Source organism: Pseudomonas pergaminensis, assembly GCF_024112395.2.
Lineage (GTDB): Bacteria > Pseudomonadota > Gammaproteobacteria > Pseudomonadales > Pseudomonadaceae > Aquipseudomonas > Aquipseudomonas pergaminensis.
In genome coordinates this window covers 6125721-6150067 of the sequence record NZ_CP078013.2, presented here as the reverse complement: position 1 = coordinate 6150067, position 24347 = coordinate 6125721, and the positions used below count along the sequence as shown (strand labels likewise).

Annotated in this window: 25 protein-coding genes and 1 pseudogene; 12 read left to right on the top strand and 14 right to left on the bottom strand. The window is 58.0% G+C overall.

Going from position 1 to position 24347, the window contains the following annotated elements:
- Positions 1 to 193: 193 nt before the first annotated feature.
- Positions 194 to 580, top strand: coding sequence for an MAPEG family protein (locus KUA23_RS28055; RefSeq protein ID WP_010207167.1), 387 nt, complete (start codon positions 194 to 196; stop codon positions 578 to 580).
- A 128-nt stretch (positions 581 to 708) separates the two neighbouring features.
- On the opposite strand, the gene mltA is transcribed toward KUA23_RS28055, so the two are convergent.
- Entirely contained in the window at positions 709 to 1893 is a 1185-nt protein-coding gene (gene mltA, locus KUA23_RS28050) for a murein transglycosylase A (RefSeq protein ID WP_252993168.1), read from the bottom strand.
- Between the two features lie 128 nt (positions 1894 to 2021).
- Between mltA and KUA23_RS28045 the strand changes: the two genes are divergently transcribed.
- Entirely contained in the window at positions 2022 to 2471 is a 450-nt protein-coding gene (locus KUA23_RS28045) for a c-type cytochrome (protein WP_078050524.1), read from the top strand.
- A gap of 6 nt (positions 2472 to 2477) precedes the next feature.
- On the opposite strand, the gene KUA23_RS28040 is transcribed toward KUA23_RS28045, so the two are convergent.
- The 5 genes from KUA23_RS28040 to KUA23_RS28020 all read right to left on the bottom strand — a co-directional run bounded on the left by KUA23_RS28040 (position 2478) and on the right by KUA23_RS28020 (position 7454).
- On the bottom strand, positions 2478 to 2873 hold the full coding sequence (locus KUA23_RS28040; RefSeq protein WP_078050523.1) for a DUF1090 domain-containing protein: 396 nt from the start codon (positions 2871 to 2873) through the stop codon (positions 2478 to 2480).
- Positions 2874 to 2915: 42 nt separating this feature from the next.
- Entirely contained in the window at positions 2916 to 4580 is a 1665-nt protein-coding gene (gene ligB, locus KUA23_RS28035) for an NAD-dependent DNA ligase LigB (protein WP_100491968.1), read from the bottom strand.
- A 95-nt stretch (positions 4581 to 4675) separates the two neighbouring features.
- Positions 4676 to 5026, bottom strand: a complete 351-nt coding sequence (locus tag KUA23_RS28030) for a hypothetical protein (RefSeq protein ID WP_100491969.1) — start codon at positions 5024 to 5026, stop codon at positions 4676 to 4678.
- 222 nt (positions 5027 to 5248) lie between these two features.
- A complete protein-coding gene (metK, locus tag KUA23_RS28025; RefSeq protein WP_034109862.1) occupies positions 5249 to 6439 on the bottom strand; it encodes a methionine adenosyltransferase in 1191 nt (396 codons plus the stop codon).
- A gap of 19 nt (positions 6440 to 6458) precedes the next feature.
- A complete protein-coding gene (locus KUA23_RS28020) occupies positions 6459 to 7454 on the bottom strand; it encodes an ArsR/SmtB family transcription factor (protein ID WP_100491970.1) in 996 nt (331 codons plus the stop codon).
- Between the two features lie 261 nt (positions 7455 to 7715).
- Between KUA23_RS28020 and tkt the strand changes: the two genes are divergently transcribed.
- The 6 genes from tkt (at position 7716) to fba (ending at position 14081) form a co-directional block, all read left to right on the top strand.
- Complete coding sequence (gene tkt, locus KUA23_RS28015; RefSeq protein WP_028618256.1) at positions 7716 to 9713, top strand: transketolase; 1998 nt, start codon at positions 7716 to 7718, stop codon at positions 9711 to 9713.
- Positions 9714 to 9873: 160 nt separating this feature from the next.
- Positions 9874 to 10929 carry an erythrose-4-phosphate dehydrogenase gene (gene epd / locus KUA23_RS28010; protein WP_252993167.1) on the top strand — a complete coding sequence of 352 codons (1056 nt, stop codon included), beginning with the start codon at positions 9874 to 9876 and terminating at the stop codon, positions 10927 to 10929.
- A gap of 17 nt (positions 10930 to 10946) precedes the next feature.
- On the top strand, positions 10947 to 12110 hold the full coding sequence (locus KUA23_RS28005; protein ID WP_025857657.1) for a phosphoglycerate kinase: 1164 nt from the start codon (positions 10947 to 10949) through the stop codon (positions 12108 to 12110).
- Positions 12111 to 12139: 29 nt separating this feature from the next.
- A complete protein-coding gene (locus KUA23_RS28000) occupies positions 12140 to 12367 on the top strand; it encodes a hypothetical protein (protein ID WP_252993166.1) in 228 nt (75 codons plus the stop codon).
- 47 nt (positions 12368 to 12414) lie between these two features.
- Positions 12415 to 12750, top strand: a complete 336-nt coding sequence (locus tag KUA23_RS27995; RefSeq protein WP_078050518.1) for an MliC family protein — start codon at positions 12415 to 12417, stop codon at positions 12748 to 12750.
- Between the two features lie 266 nt (positions 12751 to 13016).
- Positions 13017 to 14081, top strand: coding sequence for a class II fructose-bisphosphate aldolase (fba, locus tag KUA23_RS27990; protein ID WP_003177554.1), 1065 nt, complete (start codon positions 13017 to 13019; stop codon positions 14079 to 14081).
- 408 nt (positions 14082 to 14489) lie between these two features.
- On the opposite strand, the gene KUA23_RS27985 is transcribed toward fba, so the two are convergent.
- From KUA23_RS27985 to KUA23_RS27955, 7 genes and pseudogenes are all read right to left on the bottom strand, one after another.
- Positions 14490 to 14945 (bottom strand): hypothetical protein, encoded by a 456-nt coding sequence (locus KUA23_RS27985; RefSeq protein ID WP_252993165.1) that lies wholly within the window; start codon positions 14943 to 14945, stop codon positions 14490 to 14492.
- Positions 14946 to 15040: 95 nt separating this feature from the next.
- Positions 15041 to 15295: a hypothetical protein gene (locus tag KUA23_RS27980; RefSeq protein WP_078050517.1), complete on the bottom strand. Its 255-nt coding sequence runs from the start codon at positions 15293 to 15295 to the stop codon at positions 15041 to 15043.
- Between the two features lie 36 nt (positions 15296 to 15331).
- A complete protein-coding gene (locus KUA23_RS27975; protein ID WP_252993164.1) occupies positions 15332 to 15745 on the bottom strand; it encodes a hypothetical protein in 414 nt (137 codons plus the stop codon).
- A gap of 293 nt (positions 15746 to 16038) precedes the next feature.
- A complete protein-coding gene (locus tag KUA23_RS27970) occupies positions 16039 to 16455 on the bottom strand; it encodes a hypothetical protein (protein ID WP_143523195.1) in 417 nt (138 codons plus the stop codon).
- A gap of 1073 nt (positions 16456 to 17528) precedes the next feature.
- A complete protein-coding gene (locus KUA23_RS27965) occupies positions 17529 to 17804 on the bottom strand; it encodes a hypothetical protein (RefSeq protein ID WP_143523194.1) in 276 nt (91 codons plus the stop codon).
- A 346-nt stretch (positions 17805 to 18150) separates the two neighbouring features.
- A pseudogene (locus tag KUA23_RS27960) lies at positions 18151 to 18441 on the bottom strand (fructose-bisphosphate aldolase).
- 462 nt (positions 18442 to 18903) lie between these two features.
- Positions 18904 to 19569 (bottom strand): polysaccharide lyase family 7 protein, encoded by a 666-nt coding sequence (locus KUA23_RS27955; RefSeq protein ID WP_078050516.1) that lies wholly within the window; start codon positions 19567 to 19569, stop codon positions 18904 to 18906.
- Between the two features lie 311 nt (positions 19570 to 19880).
- On the opposite strand from KUA23_RS27955, the gene KUA23_RS27950 reads away from it, so the two are divergent.
- From KUA23_RS27950 to KUA23_RS27940, 3 genes are read left to right on the top strand one after another with little or no spacing between them, the layout of a single operon-like run.
- Positions 19881 to 21986, top strand: coding sequence for a putative bifunctional diguanylate cyclase/phosphodiesterase (locus tag KUA23_RS27950; RefSeq protein WP_252993163.1), 2106 nt, complete (start codon positions 19881 to 19883; stop codon positions 21984 to 21986).
- 42 nt (positions 21987 to 22028) lie between these two features.
- Positions 22029 to 22529 (top strand): M48 metallopeptidase family protein, encoded by a 501-nt coding sequence (locus tag KUA23_RS27945; RefSeq protein ID WP_078050514.1) that lies wholly within the window; start codon positions 22029 to 22031, stop codon positions 22527 to 22529.
- 19 nt (positions 22530 to 22548) lie between these two features.
- Entirely contained in the window at positions 22549 to 22845 is a 297-nt protein-coding gene (locus KUA23_RS27940) for a winged helix-turn-helix domain-containing protein (RefSeq protein WP_078050513.1), read from the top strand.
- A gap of 106 nt (positions 22846 to 22951) precedes the next feature.
- Here KUA23_RS27940 and KUA23_RS27935 read toward each other — a convergent pair whose 3' ends face one another.
- Positions 22952 to 23404, bottom strand: coding sequence for a GNAT family N-acetyltransferase (locus KUA23_RS27935; protein WP_099493089.1), 453 nt, complete (start codon positions 23402 to 23404; stop codon positions 22952 to 22954).
- A 201-nt stretch (positions 23405 to 23605) separates the two neighbouring features.
- On the opposite strand from KUA23_RS27935, the gene KUA23_RS27930 reads away from it, so the two are divergent.
- Positions 23606 to 24343 carry a substrate-binding periplasmic protein gene (locus KUA23_RS27930; protein WP_214497236.1) on the top strand — a complete coding sequence of 246 codons (738 nt, stop codon included), beginning with the start codon at positions 23606 to 23608 and terminating at the stop codon, positions 24341 to 24343.
- The last annotated feature ends 4 nt before the right edge of the window (positions 24344 to 24347 follow it).

Here is a 24347-nt window from a genome sequence, read left to right as displayed (position 1 = left end):
GAAGTTGGGTGGGACAGCGTTGATGGGGGATGGACCGCAGCAGCGCCGCGATGTTGCAGGGCTGAGGGCAAATCACCGATAGAACCTTTCCGGGGCTGGCGGCTCATAGCGATAGGTGCGGCTGTGCATATTTAGTGCTAAAACTCTAATTTCTGCCTCGAACTCAAATAACAATCTGAATAAGGAATCAGTGATGACGGTGGCCTTCTGGTGTGTGTTGATCGCAATTTTCCTGCCTTACCTGTGCACGGGGGTGGCCAAGTTCAGCGGTGGCAAGTTCGGCCCTCGGCAGAACCACGATCCTCGCGCGTTCCTGGATACCCTCGAAGGGTTTGCCAAACGCGCCCACAGTGCACAACTCAACAGTTTTGAAGTCACGCCGGCCTTTGCGGCTGCGGTGATTATCGCGCACTTGGCCGGCACGGCCGAATTGGTGACCATCAATGTGCTGGCCGTGCTGTTTATCACCAGCCGCCTGCTGTACATCATCTGCTACCTGGCGGACTGGGCGATGCTGCGTTCGCTGGTGTGGTTCGTGGGGATGGCGTTGATTGCGAGTTTCTTCTTCGTTTCGATCTGACGGGTGGATGAAGATCCCCTGTGGGAGCGGGCTTGCTCGCGAATACGGAGTGCCAGTCAGTACATAGGTGGCTGATACACCGCATTCGCGAGCAAGCCCGTTCCCACATTTTGGATTTTCAGCGTCCCTTAGTTCCCCGCAGGGGCATCCGGCACCTGGGGCAGCGCTGCACCCTTTGGCCACAACATCCAGATCTGCCCTTGCTGCTTCATGTTCCCCGCCAGTTCACCCGCCGCATCGCCGGTGCCCCAGAACAAATCTGCACGCACTTCACCCGTGATCGCGCCACCGGTGTCCTGTGCCGCGACGGGCCGTGCGATTGGCGAACCGTCGGGCTTGGTGGTCGACAGCCACAACAGGCTGCCCAGCGGAATCACCTTGCGATCCACCGCCACGCTGTAGCCGGCGGTCAATGGCACGTTTAACGAGCCGCGCGGGCCTTCGTTACTGTCAGGCCGAGCGCTGAAGAACACATAGCTGGGATTGCTCGCGAGCAGTTCCGGAATGCGCTGCGGGTGTGCCTTGGCCCAGGCGCTGATGGCGCCCATGGTCACGTCTTCTTTCTTCAACTCGCCTTGTTCCACCAGCCAGCGGCCGATCGGGCGGTAAGGGTAGCCGTTCTGGTCACCATAACCGACGCGCAGTTGGCGCCCACCCGCCAGTTGAATGCGGCCCGAGCCTTGGATCTGCAGGAATTGCAGGTCCATCGGGTCCGTCAGCCAGGCAATCGGTTTGGCCGTGGAGCCCTGGCCGTTGATGGCGCTGGCATCGTCGTAGGGCTTGAGCACGCGACCTTCAAGGCGACCGCGCAGGCGCTTGCCCTTGAGCTCGGGGTAGATGCTTTCGAGATTGACGATGATCAGGTCGTCCGGCACGCCGTACACCGGCACGTTGGCGGTGGCGGTCTTGGTCAGGCTGCCGGGGTAGACCGGTTCGTAGTAGCCGGTAATCAAGCCGTTCGGGGTGTTGTCAGCTGAACGCAAGCCGAACACATCCAGGCGCTCCTTCAGAAATCCACGCACCGCCGCCGCGTTGCTCGGCACTGTGGCAGCTGCTGCACAGGTCGCGCCCCACACCGGGTCGGCCTTTAGACGTTGGCAGGCGCTGCGCCAGGATTCAAAACCGGCCAGCAAGTCGCTGTCGGACACCGCCGGCAAGGCTTCCCATGGTGCATTCACATAGGTGGCAACGGCGTGGGGTTTGGACGTTTCATCTTTGGCTGTTTCTTTGCCCGCGTCGCAGCCGGCCAGCAGCGCGATCATCGGTAGAGCCCACGCCAGGCGGCGGCTCCAGGTTTTCAAAGTGACATTCATACAAACAATTCCTGAAGCGATTGCCCGCGCCGCAGCGCCTTGGGCAACCCTTATTATTAATAGGGCTATTGGTCTTTGCGGGCGGTGCGAGGATACTGGCCGCCGTTTTCCGTGACCTCGAAGCCACCATGACTTTTAAACGACTGACCGTTGTACTGCTGGCCTGCCTGACCCTGTCCGCCTGTGGCGGCGTTGATCCAAATTCGCCATTGGGCCAGCGCAAGGCGATCTTCAAACAGATGCTCAAGACCGGTGAAGACCTGGGCGGCATGCTGCGCGGGCGTATTCCATTCGACGGCGCGAAATTCGCCGAAGGCGCGGTCAAGCTGGATGCGTTGTCCCATGAACCGTGGAAACATTTTCCAAGCGTGCGTGAAGAAGATCACACCAGCGCCAAGGATGACGTGTGGCAGAAACAGGCGCAGTTCCAGCAACTGGCCCGCAACCTTGAAACGGCCACCGGTGAATTGGTGACCGCCAGCCAGGTGCAGCCTTACAAGGCCAGCAACCTGGGGCCGGCGGTGCAGAAAGTCGAAGATGCCTGCAGCGCCTGCCATAAACAGTTCCGGGACCACTGACCGGGTTTATTCGTCGAGTTCGTCGACAGCGTCCTGCAGTTCCTTGCGGGACTCGGCGAGCTTGTCCTTGCGCTTGTTGATCTTGTCCGCGTCACCTTTTTTCATGGCCTTGTCGAGGTCGGCCTGGCGGCGGCTGACCTCATGCTTGGCGTCGAGCACCTTGTTTTCCCGTTCTTTCTTCAGGGACGCGTCGGTGCAATTGGCGGTGACTTCGCTCAGGGCTTTTTCCAGGCCGGCTTGTTGGGCACTGTTGCCGTGGGCCTTGGCTTGTTCGATCTGGGTGCTGATGGCTTGGCGCTTGGCCGCGCAGCCAGTGAGCTGGGAGGCTTCTTCGGCAGCCAGCAGCGGCGTGGCCATGAAGCTTGCGACGGTCAGCAAGGCAAAGGGGGCTAGAAATTTCATAGGGTGCTCCAAAGTCGCAATCTGATGGTGGAGGGAACAGGTTCAAAAGCCGTCCACCCCCGCCACGCGTAATGTTTCAGCCATGGCCTGTACATGCGGGTCGCGAAAAAAAGCGCTCAATTGCGCCGCGCGGCCCGGGCCGATCCCATCGATGGCCAGCCAGGCCTGGGTGTCTCTGGCGACCAGCGTCTGCCAGTCGCCTTCCAGGTTGTTACGTGCCGCAGGCGGTACACCCAAGGCTTTCAGCCATTGTGCAAAAGGCCGTTGCCGCGCGCTGTGGAGGCCTTCGAGCACTCGTGCGCGGCTGCGATCACCGAAGCCGTCAATGTTAGCAAGCTCTGCCGCATCCAGGGTCAACCAATCGAGAAAGCCTGCGATTAGACCGGCCTGGATCAATACGTTCCAGGTCTCGCGGCCGATATATGGCAAGGCCAGGCCCTGGTTGCCGCTCAGCCAGGTCAGGCGTGCCAGCAACTGCTCCTCGCAACCGGGGTCCAGTTGCCAGCAGCTCAAGGCGTGGAATCTAGCCGGGTTGGGCACTGGCAAGTCCGCCCGGGTGGGGCTGCGCAGGACGACCTCGTCCAGCCGAGGAATAACCTGGCCCGCCAGGCTGATGGAAACCTGGTCGCCCGCGCGGATATCGAGTGCCTGCCAGCGTTTCAATGAGCCAGCGCTCACCCGGCTGATCTGCCGGTCATCCAACCGTACCGGCTCCAATTCCAGCATGGGCGTGATGCGCCCGGTGCGGCCAATCTTGAACTGCACGTTGCGCACCCATGCCAAGGCCTTGGTCACCGGGTACTTCCAGGCGGCTGACCAATAGGGGGCGCTGGCTTGCCAACGCTTGGCAGGTGCGTGTTGTGCCTGGTGCAGCACCACGCCATCGCTGGCAAACGGCAGGGGGTGGTTGTACCAATAGGCGCGCCAGTGCGCGGCTTCGCTGATGTCGCGGATGGGCTGGCTGTAGCGCCGGCTATCGATGAAACCCCAGCGTGCCAGGATGGCCAGGCGTTCGGTAAACGCTGCCGGGCCTTCCGGCCAGGCCCAAACGAACAAGCCAATGCCAGCGGCGTCGGTGTCGCTCAAATGTTTGCGGTTCATCAACCCGGCCACCTTACTGCGAGCGTTGAGCCCGCCGCTTGCTGACTGCACGTGGTCATCGAGACGCCAATAGAGCTCGCCTTGCAGCACCAGGTCGATGGGCTTGGGCAACTGCTGGACAATGCCGGGAATCTTGCGCGCAGAGGCGGACCAGTCGTGGCCTGCTGTTCCATCGCCTCGGCTGATGACCTGTTTCAAGCGCCCCTGTCGATACACCAGGGTCACTGCAACACCATCGACCTTGGGTTGAATCCAGACATCCTGGCGCGTACTTAACCAGGCGTCGACGGCCTGCTCGTCCAGCAGCTTCTCCAGGCCAGTGTGGGCAACGGGATGAGACAGGGTTCCGCGTGAACTCGCCAGTGGGTTGGCAGGCGCCGCAGCCGTTTCCGGGAAACACTGGTGCCAATGGGTCAAGCGCTGGCGCGCCTGGTCGTAGAGTTCATCGTTGACGGGGGACTGGCCAAGCCGGTGGTAACTGTCATCCCACTGGCGGATCTGCTCGGCCAGGGCGCCCACCTGTGAACGGGCTGCATCGGGGCACTCTTCGGCCCACACCCAGAGAGGTAATGCGATGAGTAAAAGGGCAACCAGTAAATGCATCATGAGCATCCTTGCTCGGAAGGGGCGCCCAGCCTAAATGATCCACTCGGCCACAAAAAAGCCCCGACAAGGCGGGGCTTTTTACTGGGTGTTTCTATTTACTTGAACAGACCGCCCAGGGCTTTCACAGCGTCCGGCTTATCGGCCTTGGCTTCCTGCGTTTGCTGCTTGGCGTCGGCTTTGGCCTGGGCTTCGGAAAGTTTGTTGCAACCTTTGTTGATCTGGTCCTGGGCCGCTTTAAAGGCCTTCACTTTCAAGGTGTCCTTCTGGGCCTCGGCCGCATCGATCTTGGCTTGCAGGTCGTTGGCTTGCTTCTGGCAGTCGCCGGAGTTGCCGCCACCCAGTTGGGCGCCCAGGGCACCACTCAGCGCGCTCAGGTCGGCGGCATTTACCGGCAAGGCGAACAGGCTAAGCAGCAGGGCAGTGGGGGCGAGCGTGGAAATGCGCATGAAAAACCTCAATGTTCGATTGCCCGCACACGTGTGAATCCCGGGCTGGCGCAGGGCAATATCCAAATAAGGTGAAGGGCCCGAGAGGGCGCGGATTCTAGAGGGCCATCATTGGGCCTGCAAGCTTTGGATCCAAAAAGTGTGAAGGTTGTCGCGCCATTTGCGTGGCAATAAAAAGCCCCGCCGGATGCGCCCGGCAGGGCTTTTGTGGACCGAATGCGATTACAGGCCGGCGGCAGTGCGCAGGTCGTTGGCGCGGTCGGTTTTTTCCCAGGTAAAGGTGGTGAAGGTGTCGTCGCCGACTGTCTTCTGCGCAGGGGTACGACCAAAGTGGCCGTAGGCTGCGGTTTCCTGGTACATCGGGTGCAGCAGGTCGAGCATGGTGGTGATCGCGTAAGGTCGCAGGTCGAAGATCTCACGCACCAGCTTCACAATCTTGTCATCGCTGATCTTGCCGGTGCCGAAGGTATTCAGCGAGATCGACGTAGGCTGGGCCACACCGATGGCGTAGGACACCTGGATCTCGCAGCGCTCGGCCAAGCCGGCGGCGACGATGTTCTTGGCCACGTAACGACCCGCGTAGGCCGCCGAGCGGTCAACCTTGGATGGGTCCTTGCCCGAAAACGCACCACCGCCGTGACGGGCCATGCCGCCGTAGCTGTCGACGATAATCTTGCGACCGGTCAGGCCGCAGTCACCCACCGGGCCACCGATGATGAACTGGCCAGTCGGGTTGATGTGGAACTGGGTGTCCTTGCTCAGCAGTTCAGCCGGCAGCACATGCTTGACGATCAGCTCCATCACGCCTTCGCGCAGGTCGGCGTAGGAGACGTCCGGGTTGTGCTGGGTCGACAGCACGACAGCGTCGATCCCGACGACTTTGCCGCCTTCGTAACGGCAGGTCACCTGGGACTTGGCGTCCGGACGCAGCCACGGCAGCAGGCCGTTTTTACGGGCTTCGGCCTGGCGTTGTACAAGTTGGTGCGAGAAGGTGATCGGTGCTGGCATCAGCACGTCGGTCTCGTTGCTGGCGTAGCCGAACATCAGGCCCTGGTCGCCGGCGCCCTGGTCTTCTGGCTTGGCGCGGTCAACACCCTGGTTGATGTCCGGGGACTGCTTGCCGATGATGTTCATCACGCCGCAGGTCGCGCCGTCGAAGCCGACGTCGGAGCTGGTGTAGCCGATGTCGGTGATCACGTCACGAACGATCTGCTCCAGGTCAACCCAGGCGGTGGTGGTTACTTCGCCAGCGATGATCGCTACACCGGTTTTCACCAGAGTCTCGCACGCCACACGGGCGAACTTGTCTTCAGCAATGATGGCGTCCAGCACCGCATCAGAAATCTGGTCGGCGATTTTGTCCGGATGCCCTTCAGACACGGACTCGGAGGTGAAAAGGGAGTATTCGCTCATCTCGATGTTTTCCTGATATTTACCGATGGTGAGTGTCGCCAGCCGGCCGCTGAAAATGGCGGACCTGGATCTGGAAACCATTACGTAAACCTACATAGAGGCTTTCCCCGGGAACGAGTCCCGCAGCGGTGGCCCAACGGGCCAGATCGTCCTGTTCAAAACCCAACCAGAGATCACCGCAGGCCTCCCTGGCCCAATTCTGGTTGTGGCTGCATAAATCCGTAACCAGCAGGCTACCGCCGGGGTGCAGCAGCCCGGCCATTTGCTTGAGGGCGTCGGCGGGGGCGGCGAAATGGTGCAGCACCATATTCAACACCACGCAGTCGGCCTTGATCGTCGTGCTATTCAGTGCGTCCGCCAACTGCAGGCTGACATTGTCCAGCGCTTCGCGTTCGCACAGCTGGCGCGCCAGTTCGAGCATCGCCGGGCTGTTGTCCAGGGCGGTGACCTGCTGGAAGCGCCGCGCCAGCTCGGGCAAGAAACCGCCATCGCCCGGGCCGACTTCCAGTGCCGTGGCTTCCTCTCTGAAGCTCAACTTGTCCAGCAGCGCCAGTACGCTGTCGCGGTACTGGGGCAAGCCGGCGATCAGGTCCTGCTGCGCACGAAACTTCTCTGCAACCCGTGCGAAAAAGTCCTGGCTCGCGGCAGCGCGTTGCCCATGCACCAGGCCGATGCGCGACTGCACGTCGCCCGGCAGGCTCAGGTTGTCCACTTCTTCGAGCAGGGCGGCGTGCAGCTTGCCGCCGAGCAGTTCGGTGTGGGGCAGGGCGCGGCGGTAGAAAATCGCATTGCCTTCGCGGCGGGTGGCCACCAGGTCAGCCTGTGCCAGTACCTTCAAGTGGTGGCTCATGCCGGACTGGCCGATGGCAAAGATCTGTGCCAGCTCCAGTACGCCGAAGGAATCGTTGGCCAGTGCGCGCAATACGTTCAGGCGCAACGGATCGCCAGCGGCCTTGCACAAGGCTGCCAGTTCATCGCCGTCGTCGGGGCGCAGTGAGGGCACGGGTAGGTTCATAAGGCCAGCAGTCTAGTGATGGGTGGAAATACCCGCAAGGCCAATATCAAAAAGTTTTGATATTGAACGATAAGTGGCGGTTATAAGCAGCCGCTATAACCTCTAGACGAACCCGTTAACCGTTTCTGCAGGCGATTGCCGCCCAAAGCACAGGAAAAACACCTTCAAGTGACTATCTGTCATTGCCCGCAGGCGGTGGCTGAGGGAAAATGCCGGTCCTTTTTTCCGTTTCTTTTATATTCAAACTTCAGGAGATCAGCGATGCCCAGCCGTCGTGAGCGTGCCAACGCCATTCGTGCCCTCAGCATGGATGCCGTGCAAAAAGCCAACAGCGGCCATCCCGGTGCCCCCATGGGCATGGCGGATATCGCCGAGGTCCTGTGGCGTGACTACCTGAAACACAACCCGAGCAACCCGTCGTTCGCCGACCGTGACCGCTTCGTGCTGTCCAACGGCCATGGCTCGATGCTGATCTACTCGCTGCTGCACCTGACCGGCTACGACGTCACCATCGACGACCTCAAGAGCTTCCGCCAGCTGCACAGTCGCACCCCGGGCCACCCGGAATTCGGCTACACCCCAGGCGTCGAGACCACCACTGGTCCCCTGGGCCAAGGCCTGGCCAACGCCGTAGGCTTCGCGTTGGCTGAAAAAGTCCTGGGCGCGCAGTTCAACCGCCCTGGCCACGACATCGTCGATCACCACACCTATGTGTTCCTGGGTGATGGCTGCATGATGGAAGGCATTTCCCACGAAGTCGCTTCCCTGGCCGGCACCTTGGGCCTGGGCAAGTTGATTGCCTTCTACGATGACAACGGCATCTCCATTGACGGCGAAGTCGAAGGCTGGTTCACCGACGACACCCCTAAGCGTTTCGAAGCCTACAACTGGCAGGTGATCCGCAATGTCGACGGCCACGATCCGGAAGAGATCAAGACCGCTATCGACACCGCCCGCAAGAGCGCACAGCCGACCCTGATCTGCTGCAAGACCACCATCGGTTTCGGTTCGCCGAACAAGCAGGGCAAAGAAGACTGCCACGGCGCCCCCCTGGGTGACGCGGAAATCGCCTTGACCCGTGAAGCCCTGAAGTGGAACCACGGCCCGTTCGAAATCCCGGCCGACATCTACGCCGAATGGGATGCCAAGGAAAAAGGCCTGGCCACCGAAGCCGAGTGGGACCAGCGTTTCGCGGCCTACTCCGCCGAATTCCCTGAGCTGGCCAATGAGCTGGTGCGTCGCCTGGCCGGTGACCTGCCTGCCGACTTCTCGGAAAAAGCCTCGGCCTACATCGCCGAAGTCGCGGCCAAGGGCGAGACCATCGCCAGCCGTAAAGCCAGCCAGAACACCCTGAACGCCTTCGGCCCGCTGCTGCCTGAGATCCTTGGCGGCTCGGCTGACCTGGCCGGCTCCAACCTGACCCTGTGGAAAGGCTGCAAAGGTGTCTCGGCTGAAGACGCCAGCGGCAACTACATGTACTACGGCGTGCGTGAGTTCGGCATGAGCGCCATCATGAACGGCGTGTCCCTGCACGGCGGCCTGGTGCCTTACGGCGCGACCTTCCTGATGTTCATGGAATACGCCCGCAACGCCGTACGCATGGCTGCGCTGATGAAGAAGCGCGTGATCCACGTGTACACCCACGACTCCATCGGCCTGGGCGAAGACGGCCCGACGCACCAGCCGGTCGAGCAACTGACCAGCCTGCGTACCACGCCAAACCTGGATTGCTGGCGCCCTGCCGATGCGGTGGAATCCGCCGTGGCCTGGAAGCACGCCATCGAGCGCAAGGACGGCCCTTCGGCGCTGATCTTCTCGCGTCAGAACCTGCAGCACCAAGTGCGTACCGACGCACAGATCGCCGACATCAGCCGTGGTGGCTACGTGCTCAAGGACTGCATTGGCGAGCCGGAGCTGATCCTGATCTCCACCGGTTCCGAAGTCGGCCTGACCGTCCAGGCCTACGACAAGCTGACCGCGCAAGGCCGCAACGTGCGCGTTGTATCCATGCCGTGCACCAGCGTGTTCGAAGCCCAGGACGCCGGCTACAAGCAATCGGTGCTGCCGTTGCAGGTCAGCGCGCGCATTGCCATCGAAGCGGCGCATGCCGACTACTGGTACAAGTACGTGGGCCTGGAAGGCCGCGTGATCGGCATGACCACCTACGGTGAGTCGGCGCCGGCGCCAGCGTTGTTCGAAGAGTTCGGCTTCACCCTGGAAAACATCCTGGGTCAGGCTGAAGAGCTGCTGGAAGACTAAGGCTGTAAATTGGGGTGGCTGGACTGGCCTCTTCGCGAGCAAGCCCGCTCCCACACTTGACCGAGTTCCAGCATGAGAATGCGGTCAAAATGTGGGAGCGGGCTTGCTCGCGAAAGCGGTCTAGCAGCCACCCCATTACCCAATGGTAATCGAGAACCCCATGCCCCAACCCCGTCCCTACAAAGTTGCACTCAACGGCTACGGCCGCATTGGTCGTTGCGTCTTGCGTGCGCTGTTCGAGCGAGGGGCGGCGGCCGGGTTTGAAATTGTTGCGATCAATGATCTGGCCGACATGGCCAGCATCGAATACCTGACACGCTTTGACTCCACCCACGGCCGCTTCCCCGGCGAAGTGCGGGTCGAGGGCGATTGTCTGCACATTAATGGCAACTGCGTGCAAGTCTTGCGCAGTGCCACCCCCGAAGGCATCGACTGGAAAGCACTGGGCGTCGACCTGGTGCTGGAGTGTTCCGGTGTCTATCACACCCGTGCCGATGGCCAGCGTTTCCTCGACGCCGGCGCGCCGCGTGTGCTGTTTTCCCAGCCGATGGCCAGCGAGGCGGATGTCGACGCCACCATCGTCTATGGCATCAACCAGCATTGCCTGACTGGCGATGAGCTGCTGGTGTCCAACGCGTCCTGCACCACCAACTGCAGCGTGCCGCTGTTGCGCCTGCTGGACCAGGCGATTGGCCTGGACTACGTGTCGATCACCACGATTCACTCGGCAATGAACGACCAGCCGGTGATCGACGCCTATCACCACGAAGACCTGCGCCGTACGCGTTCGGCGTTCCAGTCAGTGATTCCGGTGTCCACGGGCCTGGCTCGCGGTATCGAGCGACTGTTGCCGGAACTTGCCGGGCGAATCCAGGCCAAAGCCGTACGGGTGCCGACGGTGAACGTGTCCTGCCTGGACATCACCATGCAGACCGTCAGCGACACCGATGCGACGGAGGTCAACCGGATCCTGCGCGACGCCGCCACCAGCGGCCCGCTCAAAGGTTTGCTGGCCTACACCGAGTTGCCCCACGCCAGTTGCGATTTCAACCATGACCCGCATTCGGCGATTGTCGATGCCAGCCAGACCCGCGTTTCCGGCCCGAGGCTGGTGAATATCCTGGCCTGGTTCGACAACGAATGGGGCTTTGCCAACCGAATGCTGGATGTTGCGGAACATTATCTGCACATCGCTTCCAAACAACCTCAACAGTAACTCAGGAACTGCGACCCATGACCGTGTTGAAGATGACCGACCTCGATCTGCAAGGTAAGCGCGTACTGATCCGCGAAGACCTCAACGTCCCAGTCAAGGACGGTGTTGTCACCAGCGATGCGCGAATCCTGGCCTCGCTGCCGACCATCAAGCTGGCCCTGGAAAAAGGTGCGGCCGTGATGGTCTGCTCCCACCTGGGTCGCCCGACCGAAGGTGAGTTCTCCGCCGAAAACAGCCTCAAGCCTGTCGCCGACTACCTGAGCAAAGCCCTGGGCCGCGACGTGCCGCTGGTGGCTGATTACCTGGGTGGTGTGGATGTGAAGGCCGGCGACATCGTGCTGTTCGAAAACGTGCGCTTCAACAAGGGCGAGAAAAAGAACAGTGACGAACTGGCCCAGCAATATGCTGCGCTGTGCGATGTGTTCGTGATGGACGCATTCGGCACCGCTCACCGCGCCGAAGGCTCCACCCATGGCGTGGCCAAGTTCGCCAAGGTTGCCGCTGCTGGCCCGCTGCTGGCCGCTGAGCTGGACGCGCTGGGCAAGGCCCTGGGCGCGCCGGCGCAACCGATGGCTGCCATCGTCGCCGGTTCCAAGGTGTCCACCAAGCTGGACGTACTCAACAGCCTGAGCCAGATCTGCAATCAGCTGATCGTCGGCGGCGGCATTGCCAACACCTTCCTGGCCGCAGCCGGTCACCCGGTGGGCAAGTCCCTGTACGAGCCGGACCTGCTCGACACCGCCCGCGCCATCGCCGCCAAGGTCAGCGTGCCGCTGCCGGTGGACGTGGTCGTCGCCAAGGAATTTGCCGAAAGCGCCGAAGCCACCGTCAAGCTGATCGCTGACGTGGCCGCCGACGACATGATCCTGGATATCGGCCCGCAAACCGCCGCCAACTTTGCAGAACTGCTGAAAGCCTCCCAGACCATCCTGTGGAACGGCCCGGTGGGTGTGTTCGAATTCGACCAATTCGGCAACGGCACCAAAGTACTGGCCAAGGCCATCGCCGAAAGCTCGGCATTCTCCATCGCCGGCGGCGGCGACACCCTCGCCGCCATCGATAAATATGGCGTTGCCGACCAGATCTCCTACATTTCTACCGGTGGCGGCGCGTTCCTTGAATTCGTCGAAGGCAAAGTACTGCCGGCCGTTGAAGTGCTGGAAACCCGAGCCAAAGGCTAAGGCTCGTGATCCGGAAAAGGAGTATTCCCATGTTCAAGTCGTTGGCACTGGTGATCGCAGCGGGCCTGTTGGCCGGCTGCGGCAGCTCCCCAAACGCGGCGCCGGAGCCTGATAAATCGGGGCCGTCGTCGAAAAAAAGTTGCTACCAGGCTGACTGGCAAGCCGAAACCATGCCGGTGATCAACAAGCGCATCGGCAACGAACGGCTGGAGAAATACGACGCCGCGCCCAACGGTCAGGAACAGGGTTGCCCTTGACGGGTCTGATCAACTGGCGGCCATCGGTCGCCTCACGAGGATTGGCAATGAAAGGCGTTTTCGCCCTGGCAGCCCTGGCCCTATTGGCCGGCTGCAGCAGCATGAACATGTTCGGCAACAAGGCAGAAACTGCCGACAAGTGGACTACTTGGACCTGCGACAGCAAAGCCGAGGTGAACTGGCGCTTTGCTAATCAGGCCAAATCCGAGGTGGATGTCCGTTTGGGCGGTTCCGATCAGGTTTACCGCCTCAAGCAGGACGTTGCCGCCTCGGGCGTGCTGTACAGCAACGACCAGTTGGCGTTTCACACAAAAGGTGAGGAAGGCCTGGTCTACTGGGTAGCCACTGATGATTTGATCGGCCGCGGCTGCAAGGCCCAATAGTCAGATCACTGAAGATCAAATGTGGGAGCGGGCTTGCCCGCGAAAGCGGTGGGCCAGTTGGCGAATTCGGCCTCTGGTACACCGCGATCGCAGGCAAGCCAGCGCCCACATCGAATCGGTCCCAGATTGGAATTTGAGTCAGCCACATCAGCAATAACGATTCAGCAGGCCAGGTGTGTAAAGCCTGGCCTGCAATAACTTGAATAGCAGCCGCCGCTACGGCAGGCTTGCACGATTAACGACCCTCGACCGGGAGAGACAACACAATGGCACTTATCAGCATGCGTCAAATGCTGGACCACGCAGCCGAGTTCGGCTACGGCGTCCCAGCCTTTAACGTCAACAACCTTGAGCAGATGCGCGCCATCATGGAAGCCGCTGACAAGACCGACTCCCCCGTGATCGTCCAGGCTTCGGCCGGTGCGCGCAAATACGCTGGCGCCCCGTTTCTGCGTCACCTGATCCTCGCCGCAATCGAAGAATTCCCGCACATCCCGGTGTGCATGCACCAGGACCACGGCACCAGCCCTGACGTGTGCCAGCGCTCCATCCAACTGGGCTTCAGCTCGGTGATGATGGACGGCTCCCTCGGCGAAGACGGCAAGACCCCGACCGACTACGAGTACAACGTACGCGTTACCCAACAAACCGTGGCCATGGCGCATGCCTGCGGCGTTTCGGTTGAAGGCGAGCTGGGCTGCCTGGGTTCCCTGGAAACCGGAATGGCCGGCGAAGAAGACGGCATCGGCGCCGAAGGCGTGCTGGATCACAGCCAGATGCTGACCGACCCGGAAGAAGCCGCTGACTTCGTGAAGAAGACCCAAGTTGACGCCCTGGCCATCGCCATCGGTACCAGCCACGGTGCCTACAAGTTCACCAAGCCGCCGACCGGCGACGTGCTGGCCATCGACCGCATCAAGGAAATCCACAAGCGCATCCCCAACACCCACCTGGTGATGCACGGTTCTTCCTCGGTGCCGCAAGAGTGGCTGGCGATCATCAACCAGTACGGCGGCGACATCAAAGAAACCTACGGCGTGCCGGTTGAAGAAATCGTCGAAGGCATCAAGTACGGCGTGCGCAAGGTCAACATCGACACCGACCTGCGCCTGGCGTCCACCGGTGCCATGCGTCGCCTGATGGCCACCAATCCGAGTGAGTTTGACCCGCGTAAGTTCTTCGGCGCCACCGTGACCGCGATGCGTGATGTGTGTATCGCGCGTTACGAGGCCTTTGGCACTGCCGGCAATGCTTCGAAGATCAAGCCGATCTCTCTGGAAGCGATGTATCAGCGTTACCTGAAAGGTGAGTTGAACGCTAAGGTGAACTGAGCCTCAGGCGTTTAAACAAAAGCCCGCAGCGATGCGGGTTTTTTTTGTCTGGATTTCTGGTGTGGAGAGGTACCATCTATAAATTGCATATATTTGTTGTGGGGGCTTCAGGTGTGGAGGCAGATCGGAGGCGGGCAGTTGTTGCTGTATGGGAGATATTTTTCTGTATCCAAATAGAAAAATATTGTTCGTTCCAAAAAACTCAGTGGTAACGCAGTACGGATTTTCAAGCAGTGGATACTGTCGCACCGAGCTAGTGCGATGCACGCTTCGGGAGAGTCAGCGTACGTCTGTTCATGGAGTATACATAGCGAAAATTGGTTGGGGCGCAGTTTGCAGAGTTTCTGTAACATTGTCGGGTCTCGATACCTCCAGTGTAGTCGTTCAATTCCACCTAAATAGAAAACCTCATGTGATTTTTTTTGCTTTTAGCCACACTGGACTTCTTCCGGCAGCAAGACTTGAACGCTTCGAGTACCCATAGGGTATCTGTGAGTCGAGAACAACTCCGTTAACTAAGACAGTCCCGGGCGGTGCCGGGTTAAAGTGGTATCCGCTATCGGGTCTTTCTATAAAGATGTCGGCATCTCCAGTAATTAGGAAAGTATGGGGTAGATCTTCGTGTTCTACTGCAGGTTTGCTGAAAAATATTGGGTTGGAGGACACAATATGTGTGATGCTGTCTATTTCATGAATGGTAAGCGTGTGAATGGATCTATCAGCACATTCAATTTTTATTAGACCTGTGCTTTTTTCTTGCCATATGTCGATAGCGATAAAGATCTCATTTTTTGTTTTGATTTCAAGAATGTCACCTGGTTCGGGTGAGGATAATTTTAACCAGTCATTAATCAGAGTGGCCATTTCGAAAGTTCCTATTGTTATGCACCTTGAGTTTTATGGGAGGCAGATATTTTTATATACCTGCCTTGCTATACATCGCATAAGGGATTCAGCGATTAGCGCAATTCCAATTGCGCTGACCTGACGAGTTGATCAGGAGGGAACATCTCAGTTTCAAAGGCGAAGCCTACATTTGCTAATGCGAATGCTCGTGGTCTTGCTCCCCCTGCGCCGGTCACGATCACAGCTTGTGCTTGCTCATCGATCGAAGTAATTGTTACATTCGCATAGGGTGTCTTCCCGTCGATTAGAGTAATCTTATCGCCTGGTTCGAGCTGTATACGCTGTTCGGTAACGGTTAGTTGGTACATTTTTCATCTCCAGAATTAAGTGTGGGTAGGGTTGGTTTATACGTGGATGGCTTTTAGTGGCAAGGTTGTGTCAAATTTCAAATTTCGCTCATAGATAGCCGCCGTTCCGCCATAACCTACATGTACAGTGGCATTTCCATAATGAAAGTTGGGGCCTTCATAGACAGTTACGTTTGAGCCGGCATACGCGTAAACATTTACCTTGGACGTTATAGTGTTAATAGTCTGGTCTACGCCCTCGCTATCCGTTATTACGAAGGTTTTCGCTTGTTGATCAGCTGATTTGTATTTTCCATCAATCACTGTCCCGTCTTTAACAACACATAAGTGGCAACCTTGTAACAGCTGTATATAACCTTGTTGGGGTGGAGGAGGTGGAGTCGGCACATGAAGGACCGGTTTTGCGTAGTTGAAAATGTTGGATCCTGGTTGAGCAATAATAAGGGCCATTTTTTTACACCTTTGGGTTTGGAGATTCAAGTTTGTAGGAGATTTTTGGGTGGGTATACTGTTAGATATGACAGTTTTTAAGTTGTTTTTGGAATTGTGGTTATAATAAATCGTTATTTATGCCGTTGATGTTTTACGCATGCCAAGGGCACGAAGGGTTTGGGTTTGGGCTACGGTGATCGTGATGAGGTTAAAGTACGTTGCGATGTTTAAGGCATGACAAATTTTCGAGGGTCGTCATAATCTTCTGAGTGGATTAACGCATTCTTGTCAATGCTGTCTCCTGTCGTCGTTCATGGATTTATAAATGTGACCCCGAAAAAACAGCTTAAATAGAATATATGCGGGTTGCCAGGCGTTCCTGCTGCACAAGACATTTCAAAAACTTGATCGAGCATTCTTCTTGAGTCTTGCGCCGTTATCTCGAAGTTGGTATTTCGCGCTATGGTGTTGGTTCCAGAGATAATGTCTACAGGAACGACTCGATAGGGGGTTTGACTAGGGGTCGTGGTAGGCGTGCGATCAATGTAAATTTCTATTAAGTCGCCGACTCTTAAGCTGTTGTGATTAGGGATCATTAAGCTGATGGTTGTATTGCTTTTCAAGTCCGCAACTTGTCTTGAGGTAAAGAAGGGTGGAGATGGAAACTGCCTTGGATTGATGAGTTGTGGAACTTGTCCTACTGCAAATGGGCGTTGGAACGTTGTCATGATTGCTGCCTCTTGCGCTCTTCATGTGTTTGTCAGTGTGTTAATTTTGTCTAAGATTCTATTGGTTTTTGATTGTGGTTGAATGCGTATTTACAAGTTGTATCTCGTCGGGAGAGAGAGAGCCACTATGATGCCATTTACATTGGTTTGGATACACGAGAAATCATACAGTCCGGGAGCTTGTGGAAAATTTGAAAGTTCAAATACATATCGACCGCCTCCATAATTCGTAATTGCGTCATATAGCGAAATGCTCATAGTTCGCGTGTGGCACGGCGCAAGGGCGGGCGGCGCACCTACCGGATCAAGGTAAAACTCGATAACATCATTTATGCGAGAGTTTATATGCATAAAAGATTGGATAAGAATATATTGTCGGAAGACGGTTATCTGTGGCGCCATTCCCACAGCTGTACCTCCTGCTGGAATGGGGGTTGCTGTTATAGAAAGGCTGTTTATGGCCGGTGTGCTGGGGAATGGGGGGTGAGGGGTAATCGGAGTGAATGGCATGGGCATGATGTATCTCCTCGGTTGGCGTGAAAAATTTAAGTTTCTACTTGAATGATGCGGTTTGGCTTGCCATCTAAATAACTGCTGAGTTGCTGTGATACAGGGTAATTTTTTATTGGAACTGCGTAACTGTCATGATTGACAGTGGTTGATAATATTTCGCTATTCTTTATATCGCCATTTGGAATAGTCGCTGCTATTGGAAGACAGTTGAAGGGCCGGGGGAGAATTTTTTGTGTGAGCGAATGAGCAAATGGCGATTGCCAGTGGCTGATGGGAACGGATCTATTTAGGGTTGATGCGTAGATCTAGAGGGGGGGCACTGTCCCAGGGCCGTCCCGGCTATCGCAGAGTGATCCAACGCCCGATGATTTTTTCTATCTCATCAAGGAGTGCAGGATTCCCCGTCAACTGCCCTCGCTTTAATGCAGTTGTTATCAATTGGATTTCAGAGGAGAGCGGAGTCTGTTCCATAAAAGCTGTTTAATTCTTCAAGACCTGCTTTACGGACAGTGGTGTGAGAGGACGGCGCACGTAAATCTGCCTTCTACGCGACTCGATAGCTAGAAAATAGTAAATCTTGCAGGGTTTGACCAGTTTGCATTGTTTACAAAACCATTTGATTCGATGGGGCCCGCGACAACATCGTATGTGCCAGCGATAAAAGGGCCGACTGTAACGTCAAAATCTCCTGCGCCGTGGCTTGAGCCAATACCTATGAATGTCCCGCCGGTAGCAGGGTTTGCAAAGTAAACTTGATGAACACCCGCTCGCGTTCTTCCGCTAATCCGTACTTGATTTCCAATTACCAGTACGCTGTTGATGATTGTGTCTGACATTTTTTATTTCTCCATGACTGAGGAGTGAAGTGGATTGGTGGTTTATACAAGTTTCTGAACAAAGAGGACAAGGGTTAACGGCGCTGTGATGCGCGTTGTGTTGCATTATTTTTAATGCTGAATGAGGTTTAAGGGTGTGTCACCTGTTAGAAATAACAGTGCTTAATATTGATTGTGAATAATGGAAAGTGCGTTTGGCTTTAAGTGAGGGTCGGAATAGAGAATTTTAAAGCAAAAGCACGGCCTTGCGAGGGAAGCAAGCTACTCCCTTGTTTGATGAAAACGGCATAGATCAGACAGGGTTGTGCCAGGCCTGAGGAATGCGGTTTTTAATAATAGGTATTGATTAGCCAGCGGGTGGAGTAACGAAACCTCGGTGTTCAAACTCGGAACATATCGCTTACGTCTTGGATCAAATTGCACGCCATATTGGTCACATTGTTCAGGTCGCGCTCGGCGAAGTCCGGCAGGCTGGAGCGGCGATCAGGTTGGGGTGTTCGAGGGCGGCGTTCAGGCGTTCGCGCAGGCAGGCGTGGAGGTCCCGCAGAGGGGCTGCGCTGTCGATCAAAAGGACGGGGTTATCGGTAGCGTTTTCGGCGCAGGGGTAGAAGCGGCGGGGTGGTAGTTGGTTCTTTATAGCAAACCCTTAACTCAAGAGAAGATTGGCCACCGTTTGCTGCGAAACAAATAGGGTGGCAGCTGTGCGCGGGTTCGCAGACCCAGGAGTTAAGACCCGGCAGACCCGAAGGCCTCCCACGCACAACCGCCATGAAAAGCCGAGCATTGGCAGGACTGCCTATGCCGTATTTTGACGGGTACGGTATTAACTCTGTAGGGCTGCGAAACGCTATCGCCGTTCAATGCCGGCGACGGGGCGAACTATAAGCGGCCTCCGATTCACCGCAACGGCCCTGTAGGACACGGAACCCATGTGGGAGCCGGGCTTGCCCGCGATGACGGTGGGCCAGCCACCGAAAATGTTGCCTGATACACCGCCATCGCGGGCAAGCCCGGCTCCCACATGGATCGTTGGTATATTCAAGAGTGCGAATGATCTATGGGCTCGTTAGGACAAGGCCTACGCAATACTAGGCGATGCTCAGTCGTGATCAATATCCAGCTTCGCAAACGTCACCCGCGCGCCTTCCTTGCTGTCCCCGCTGTTGTCCTGCACATACGCCCCTGCCTTGAAGTACAGCGGCTTGGCGCCCCACGCCGCACCAATGCGCTCATTCCATTCTCCATCCGCGGCATACACGCTCAGCAACCCGGCTTTATTGAGGTTGATCACGTAGGTAAAGCTTTTTTCCAGCGGCACATTCGAGGCTACGGTGATCACCCGCCCTTCGCCGTCATCCGGACGCATGCGTACCTTGGCGACAATATTGCCGGTCTGGGTCTTTTCCTTGAATTGATATTCCAGCTTGATCAGCGGCTTCTGGCTGTCATAGGCATGGATCTGCCCAATCACGATTTTGCCGGTGGACGGCACCTGATTCACTTGCAGGGTAGCGCGTAGAAAGTTGTCCGCATCCGAATAGGTCCAGTTGCGTAAACGCCCATCGGCGTAGGTCTCACGCAGTTCGCTGCGGGGGTACACGGCATTTTCCGTTCGGGTGCCGGTGACGGGGGTCCAGAATTGCACGTTGCTGCCTTCGGCCTGGAAATATTGGTCTTTGAAGCCATTCATCAGCTTCGGGGTGTCGATGGTGGCGGGCGGGGAGCCGACCGGGATGCTGAGGTTCCAGGTAGATAGGTCGATCATGGCGTAGGCCTTTTTACAGAGGGGTGTAGGCTATGGCCCTTGGGCCAGACAGGTTCTTTATAGGTGGTGTTAACCATCTTGTTAAATGTTTGCTGGCAACTTATTGGCGTCAAGGGAATGTCAAAAAGCCATGTTTCCCATGATCCGTGGGCTTCAGGCACTTACCGTTAGTCGGCTTACTGAAAATTGGCGCAATGATGGCACTGCCATTACTTCTGATTTTTTGGAACCGGGGATAGAGTGAGGCCTCAGCGTTTATCCGGGTTTATCTCAGAAGTGACCGGAGCAGCTCCTTAAGGAAGAGACGTAGCATGGATTGCGCTCCACAACACGGCGATGGCGATTCGGTTCTTTTGGTGGTCGATGACTACCCCGAAAACCTGCTCAGCATGCGCGCACTTTTGCAGCGGGAAGACTGGCAGGTGATCACCGCAGGTTCCGGCCTGGAAGCACTCGAATTGCTGCTGCAGCACGAAGTCGACCTGGTACTGCTGGATGTGAAGATGCCCGGCATGGACGGCTTTGAAGTCGCCCGCCTGATGCGCGGCAGCCTGCGCACCCGCATGACGCCAATCATCTTCCTCAGCGCCAACGCCCAATCACCCGCCGCCGTGCTGGAAGGCTACGCCAGCGGCGCCATCGATTACCTGTTCAAGCCCTTCGACCCGCATATCCTCAAGCCCAAGGTCCAGGCGTTGCTGGAGCACCAGCGCAATCGCCGGGCCTTGCAGCGCCTGAGCCATGACCTGGAGTCTGCGCGCGCCTTTAATGCCTCGGTGTTGGACAACGCCGCCGAAGGTATTCTGGTAGTCAGCGAGGAGGGCGTGATCGAGTACGCCAACCCGGCGATCTCACGCCTGCTGAATGCGAAGATGGATGAGCTGCAAGACCAAGAGTTCTTGAGCTTCCTGCAAAAACCCCATGTGCCCACGTGGCTCGAATCGCAGATGCACAGCGCTTACCGCCAGAGCGAGACCTGGCGCCTGCACGATGCGATCCTGCGCACCGGCCGCGGCCAGCAGGTGCCGGTGGCGTTGTCCTGTGCGCCGTTGCCGGCCGAGCAGAAGGCGATGGTGGTGACCGTGCTGGATATGTCCGAGGTGCACCACCTGCACCAGCAACTGGAGTTCCAGGCCGTCACCGACCCATTGACCGGGTTGCTCAACCGGCGCGGGTTTTATCAGGCGGTGGAGAACACCCTGCTGCGCAGCGAACGGCTGGAGCAATCACTGGTGTTGCTCTACCTGGACCTCGACGGTTTCAAGCGGGTCAATGATTCCCTCGGCCATGACGCGGGCGACCGGGTACTGCGTTGGGTCTCTGAACAATTACAGGGTTGCCTGCGGTCCTACGACATTCTCGGGCGCATGGGGGGCGATGAATTCACCGCGCTGCTGGAGCTGGAGTTCCCCGAGCAGGCGGCGAAGATTGCGGAAAAACTGATCGAACGCGTGTCGATCTGCCAACAGGTGGACGGCCTGGATGTGATGCTCGGCGTCAGCATCGGCATCGCCACCTTCCCGGACTGCGGCTCGGACCTGAACGGCCTGCTGCGCGCGGCTGACATCGCCATGTACGAAGCCAAGCGTGCGGGCCGTCAGCAATATCGCTATTACGATCAGGAAATGAACGGCCGCGCCCGTTCGCGACTGATGCTCGAAGACAGCGTGCGCACGGCGATTCAAAGCAAGGATTTCACCCTGGTCTACCAGCCTCAAGTGGCCTTGGAGGACGGGCGCGTGCGTGGCGTCGAAGCGCTGTTGCGCTGGCAGCATCCGAGTGTTGGTGATGTATCGCCGGGGCTGTTCCTACCGTTGCTGGAAGAAGCGCGGTTGATCAGCCAACTGAGCACGTGGATCTATCAACAAGTCGGCGCTCAGCGCCAGGCGTGGCAAGCCGCCTTTGATGATGAGATGGTGCTGAGCGTGAGCCTGAGCAGCAACCAGTTCAACATGCCTAACCTGGCCACCCAACTGCAGCAGGTGCTTGAGCGACATGGGCTACAGGGGCGCCAGCTGGAGGTGGAGATCAGTGAAGACAGCCTGATGAACAACCTGGAAGAGTCGACCAAGCAGCTCAGGTTATTGCGCCAGATTGGCGTGCGCACCGCCCTGGATGACTTCGGCCTGGGCAATTGTTCCCTGGCGCATCTGCGCGACCTGGCGTTCGATACGCTCAAGCTCGACCCGCAATTGGTCGCACGCCTGCCGGGCTCCGCGCGGGATGCAGTGATGGCGCGCAGCATCATCGAACTGTGCGGTCATTTTGATGTGGTGGTCGTCGCCGAGGGCGTGGAGACCCAGGAGCAAGCCCAATGGCTCAAGGCCAATGGGTGCCCGTTCATTCAGGGCCCGCTGGCGTCAGAGCCGCTGATGGCCGAGGAAGTGGCGCACTGGTTCCGCGCTCGCGCGCGCTGAATTCGCTACACTGGCGGCCATCCAAGCCCTGTTGCAGACCCCATGACCGCGCTGAAATACCTCCAGGCCTATCCCGCCACCCTTCAGGAGCAAGTGCGCCAGCTGATCGCCAAGGACCAGTTGGGTGCCTACCTGGAACAGCGATACCCCGAACGCCACGCCGTGCAAAGCGACAAGGCCTTGTATGCCTACGCCCTGGCCTTGAAGCAGGAGCACCTGCGCAACGCGCCGGCGATCGACAAGGTGCTGTTCGATAACCGCCTGGACCTGACCCATCGCGCCCTCGGCCTGCACACCACGATCTCGCGGGTGCAGGGCGGCAACCTGAAGTCCAAGAAAGAGATCCGCATTGCCGCACTGTTCAAAGAGGCGGCGCCGGAGTTCCTGCGCATGATCGTGGTACACGAACTGGCGCACTTCAAGGAGTCGGACCACAACAAGGCGTTCTACAAACTCTGTGAGTACATGATGCCGGGCTACCATCAGGTGGAATTCGACCTGCGGGTCTACCTCACGTACCGCGACCTGCAGGGCAAACCCTGACCGCACAAGGCGACCGACCATGGATGTGAGCAAGACCAAGAGCAGCTTTTATCGCCGCCTGTATGTGGCCTACCTGATCGACAGCGGCCAGGCCAGCAGTGTGCCGGCGTTGACTGAGGTGACGGGCATGCCCCGGCGTACGGCCCAGGATACGATTGCGGCCTTGGCCGACTTGGATATCGTCTGCGAGTTCGAGCAGGAAGACGGCGCCCGCAACCATGCCGGGTGTTATCGAATTCGCAGTTGGGGGGCGATAGATCGGCGGTGGATCGAGGTGAATCTGGTTTCGGTGAAACAGGTGTTGGGGTATCCCTGAAGGTCAGTGGTGGGTGACCCGGCGCTATCGCGGGCAAGCCCGCTCCCACATTTGGACCTGTGAATGCGTTCAAATGGGGGGAGCGGGCTTGCCTGCGATGAGACCCTCAGTCGCGGCGCATGCCGATGTGCGGAATATCATCCTCAAGGTATTCCTCACCCGCCACTACAAAACCATACCGCCCGTAGTACCCCTGCAAATGCGCCTGGGCTGATAGGAATATCGGCGTCTGCGGCCAGATTTCGGCAATCTGCTTGAGTGTTTCTTCCATCATCCGATGCCCCAGCCCGGTGCCGCGCGCGACCGGCGCTACAATTACCCGGCCGATCACCACATCACCGCCCTGGGACTCTGGGTCCAGCAGGCGCAGGTAAGCGACCAACTGGTCGTCCTGCCAGGCCATCAGGTGATGGGTGTCGCCTTCCAGGTCCTGCCCGTCGAGATCCTGGTAAACGCATTTCTGCTCAACGACAAACACCTCGTTGCGCAAGCGCAGGATGGCGTAAAGCTGTTCCTTGCCGAGGTCATTGTGATGTTTGCAGACCCATTCAACTGTCATGGCGTGTTCTCTTATAAATATCTGTTCCCGATAGTAAGCGCAGCCGGCGGCGCTGTCTAAATCAGCTATTTTTGTGAGTGAAATCAAATTGCCATCATTGAGTGCGTTCGGCGCCGGTTTCTTTGTGTAATCTGAGCTACTGTTAGGACCTCGGGCCCCGCCTGAGCCAAGGCCACCGCCTGCCTGCCAAGGACTTTGAGCATGCCGCGATTGACTCGTGCCGTTGCTTTGATTGGAGTGTTGCTGCTGGCCCAGCCGGCATTCGCACAGCGTTTGCGCCTGGTAGCGGACGCCTGGCCACCCTTTACCGATGCGACCCTGATCAACGGCGGGCTGGCCACCGACATCGTCAGTACAGCCCTGGCCCGCGCCGGTTACGCCAGTGATTTCGAACAGGTGCCCTGGGCCCGGGCACTGATGGGCGTGGGTGACGGACGTTATGACGTGCTGGTCAACGCCTGGTACGACGATGCCCGCACTCAGTTGGGGCAGTTCTCTGGCGAATACCTGCTCAACCGCGTGCGCTTTCTCAAGCGTCGCGACGATCCCATCGAGTACCAGAACCTCGGGCAACTGCACGACTACCCCATCGCCGTGGTGCGTGGGTATGCCTATTCGGCGGCGTTCGATGGGGATGCGCAGTTGCAGAAGGTGCCGGTGCATAACTTCGCCATGGCCGTGCGCATGCTGGCGGCGCAGCGCGTGCGGCTGACGGTGGAGGATGAGTATGTGGCGCGCTATTACCTGTCGCGCGAGTCGGCACGCGTGCGCAACTCGGTGGAGTTTTTACCCACGCCGTTAAGTGAAAACAGCCTGCATATCCTGGTAAGTCTGAAGAACCCCGAGCACGCGCAGATTGTTGCCAGCTTTGACCGGGAGATTGCGAAGATGAAGGCGGATGGCAGTTATGCGCGGTTGATGAAGCAGCATGGGATGTAGTGCG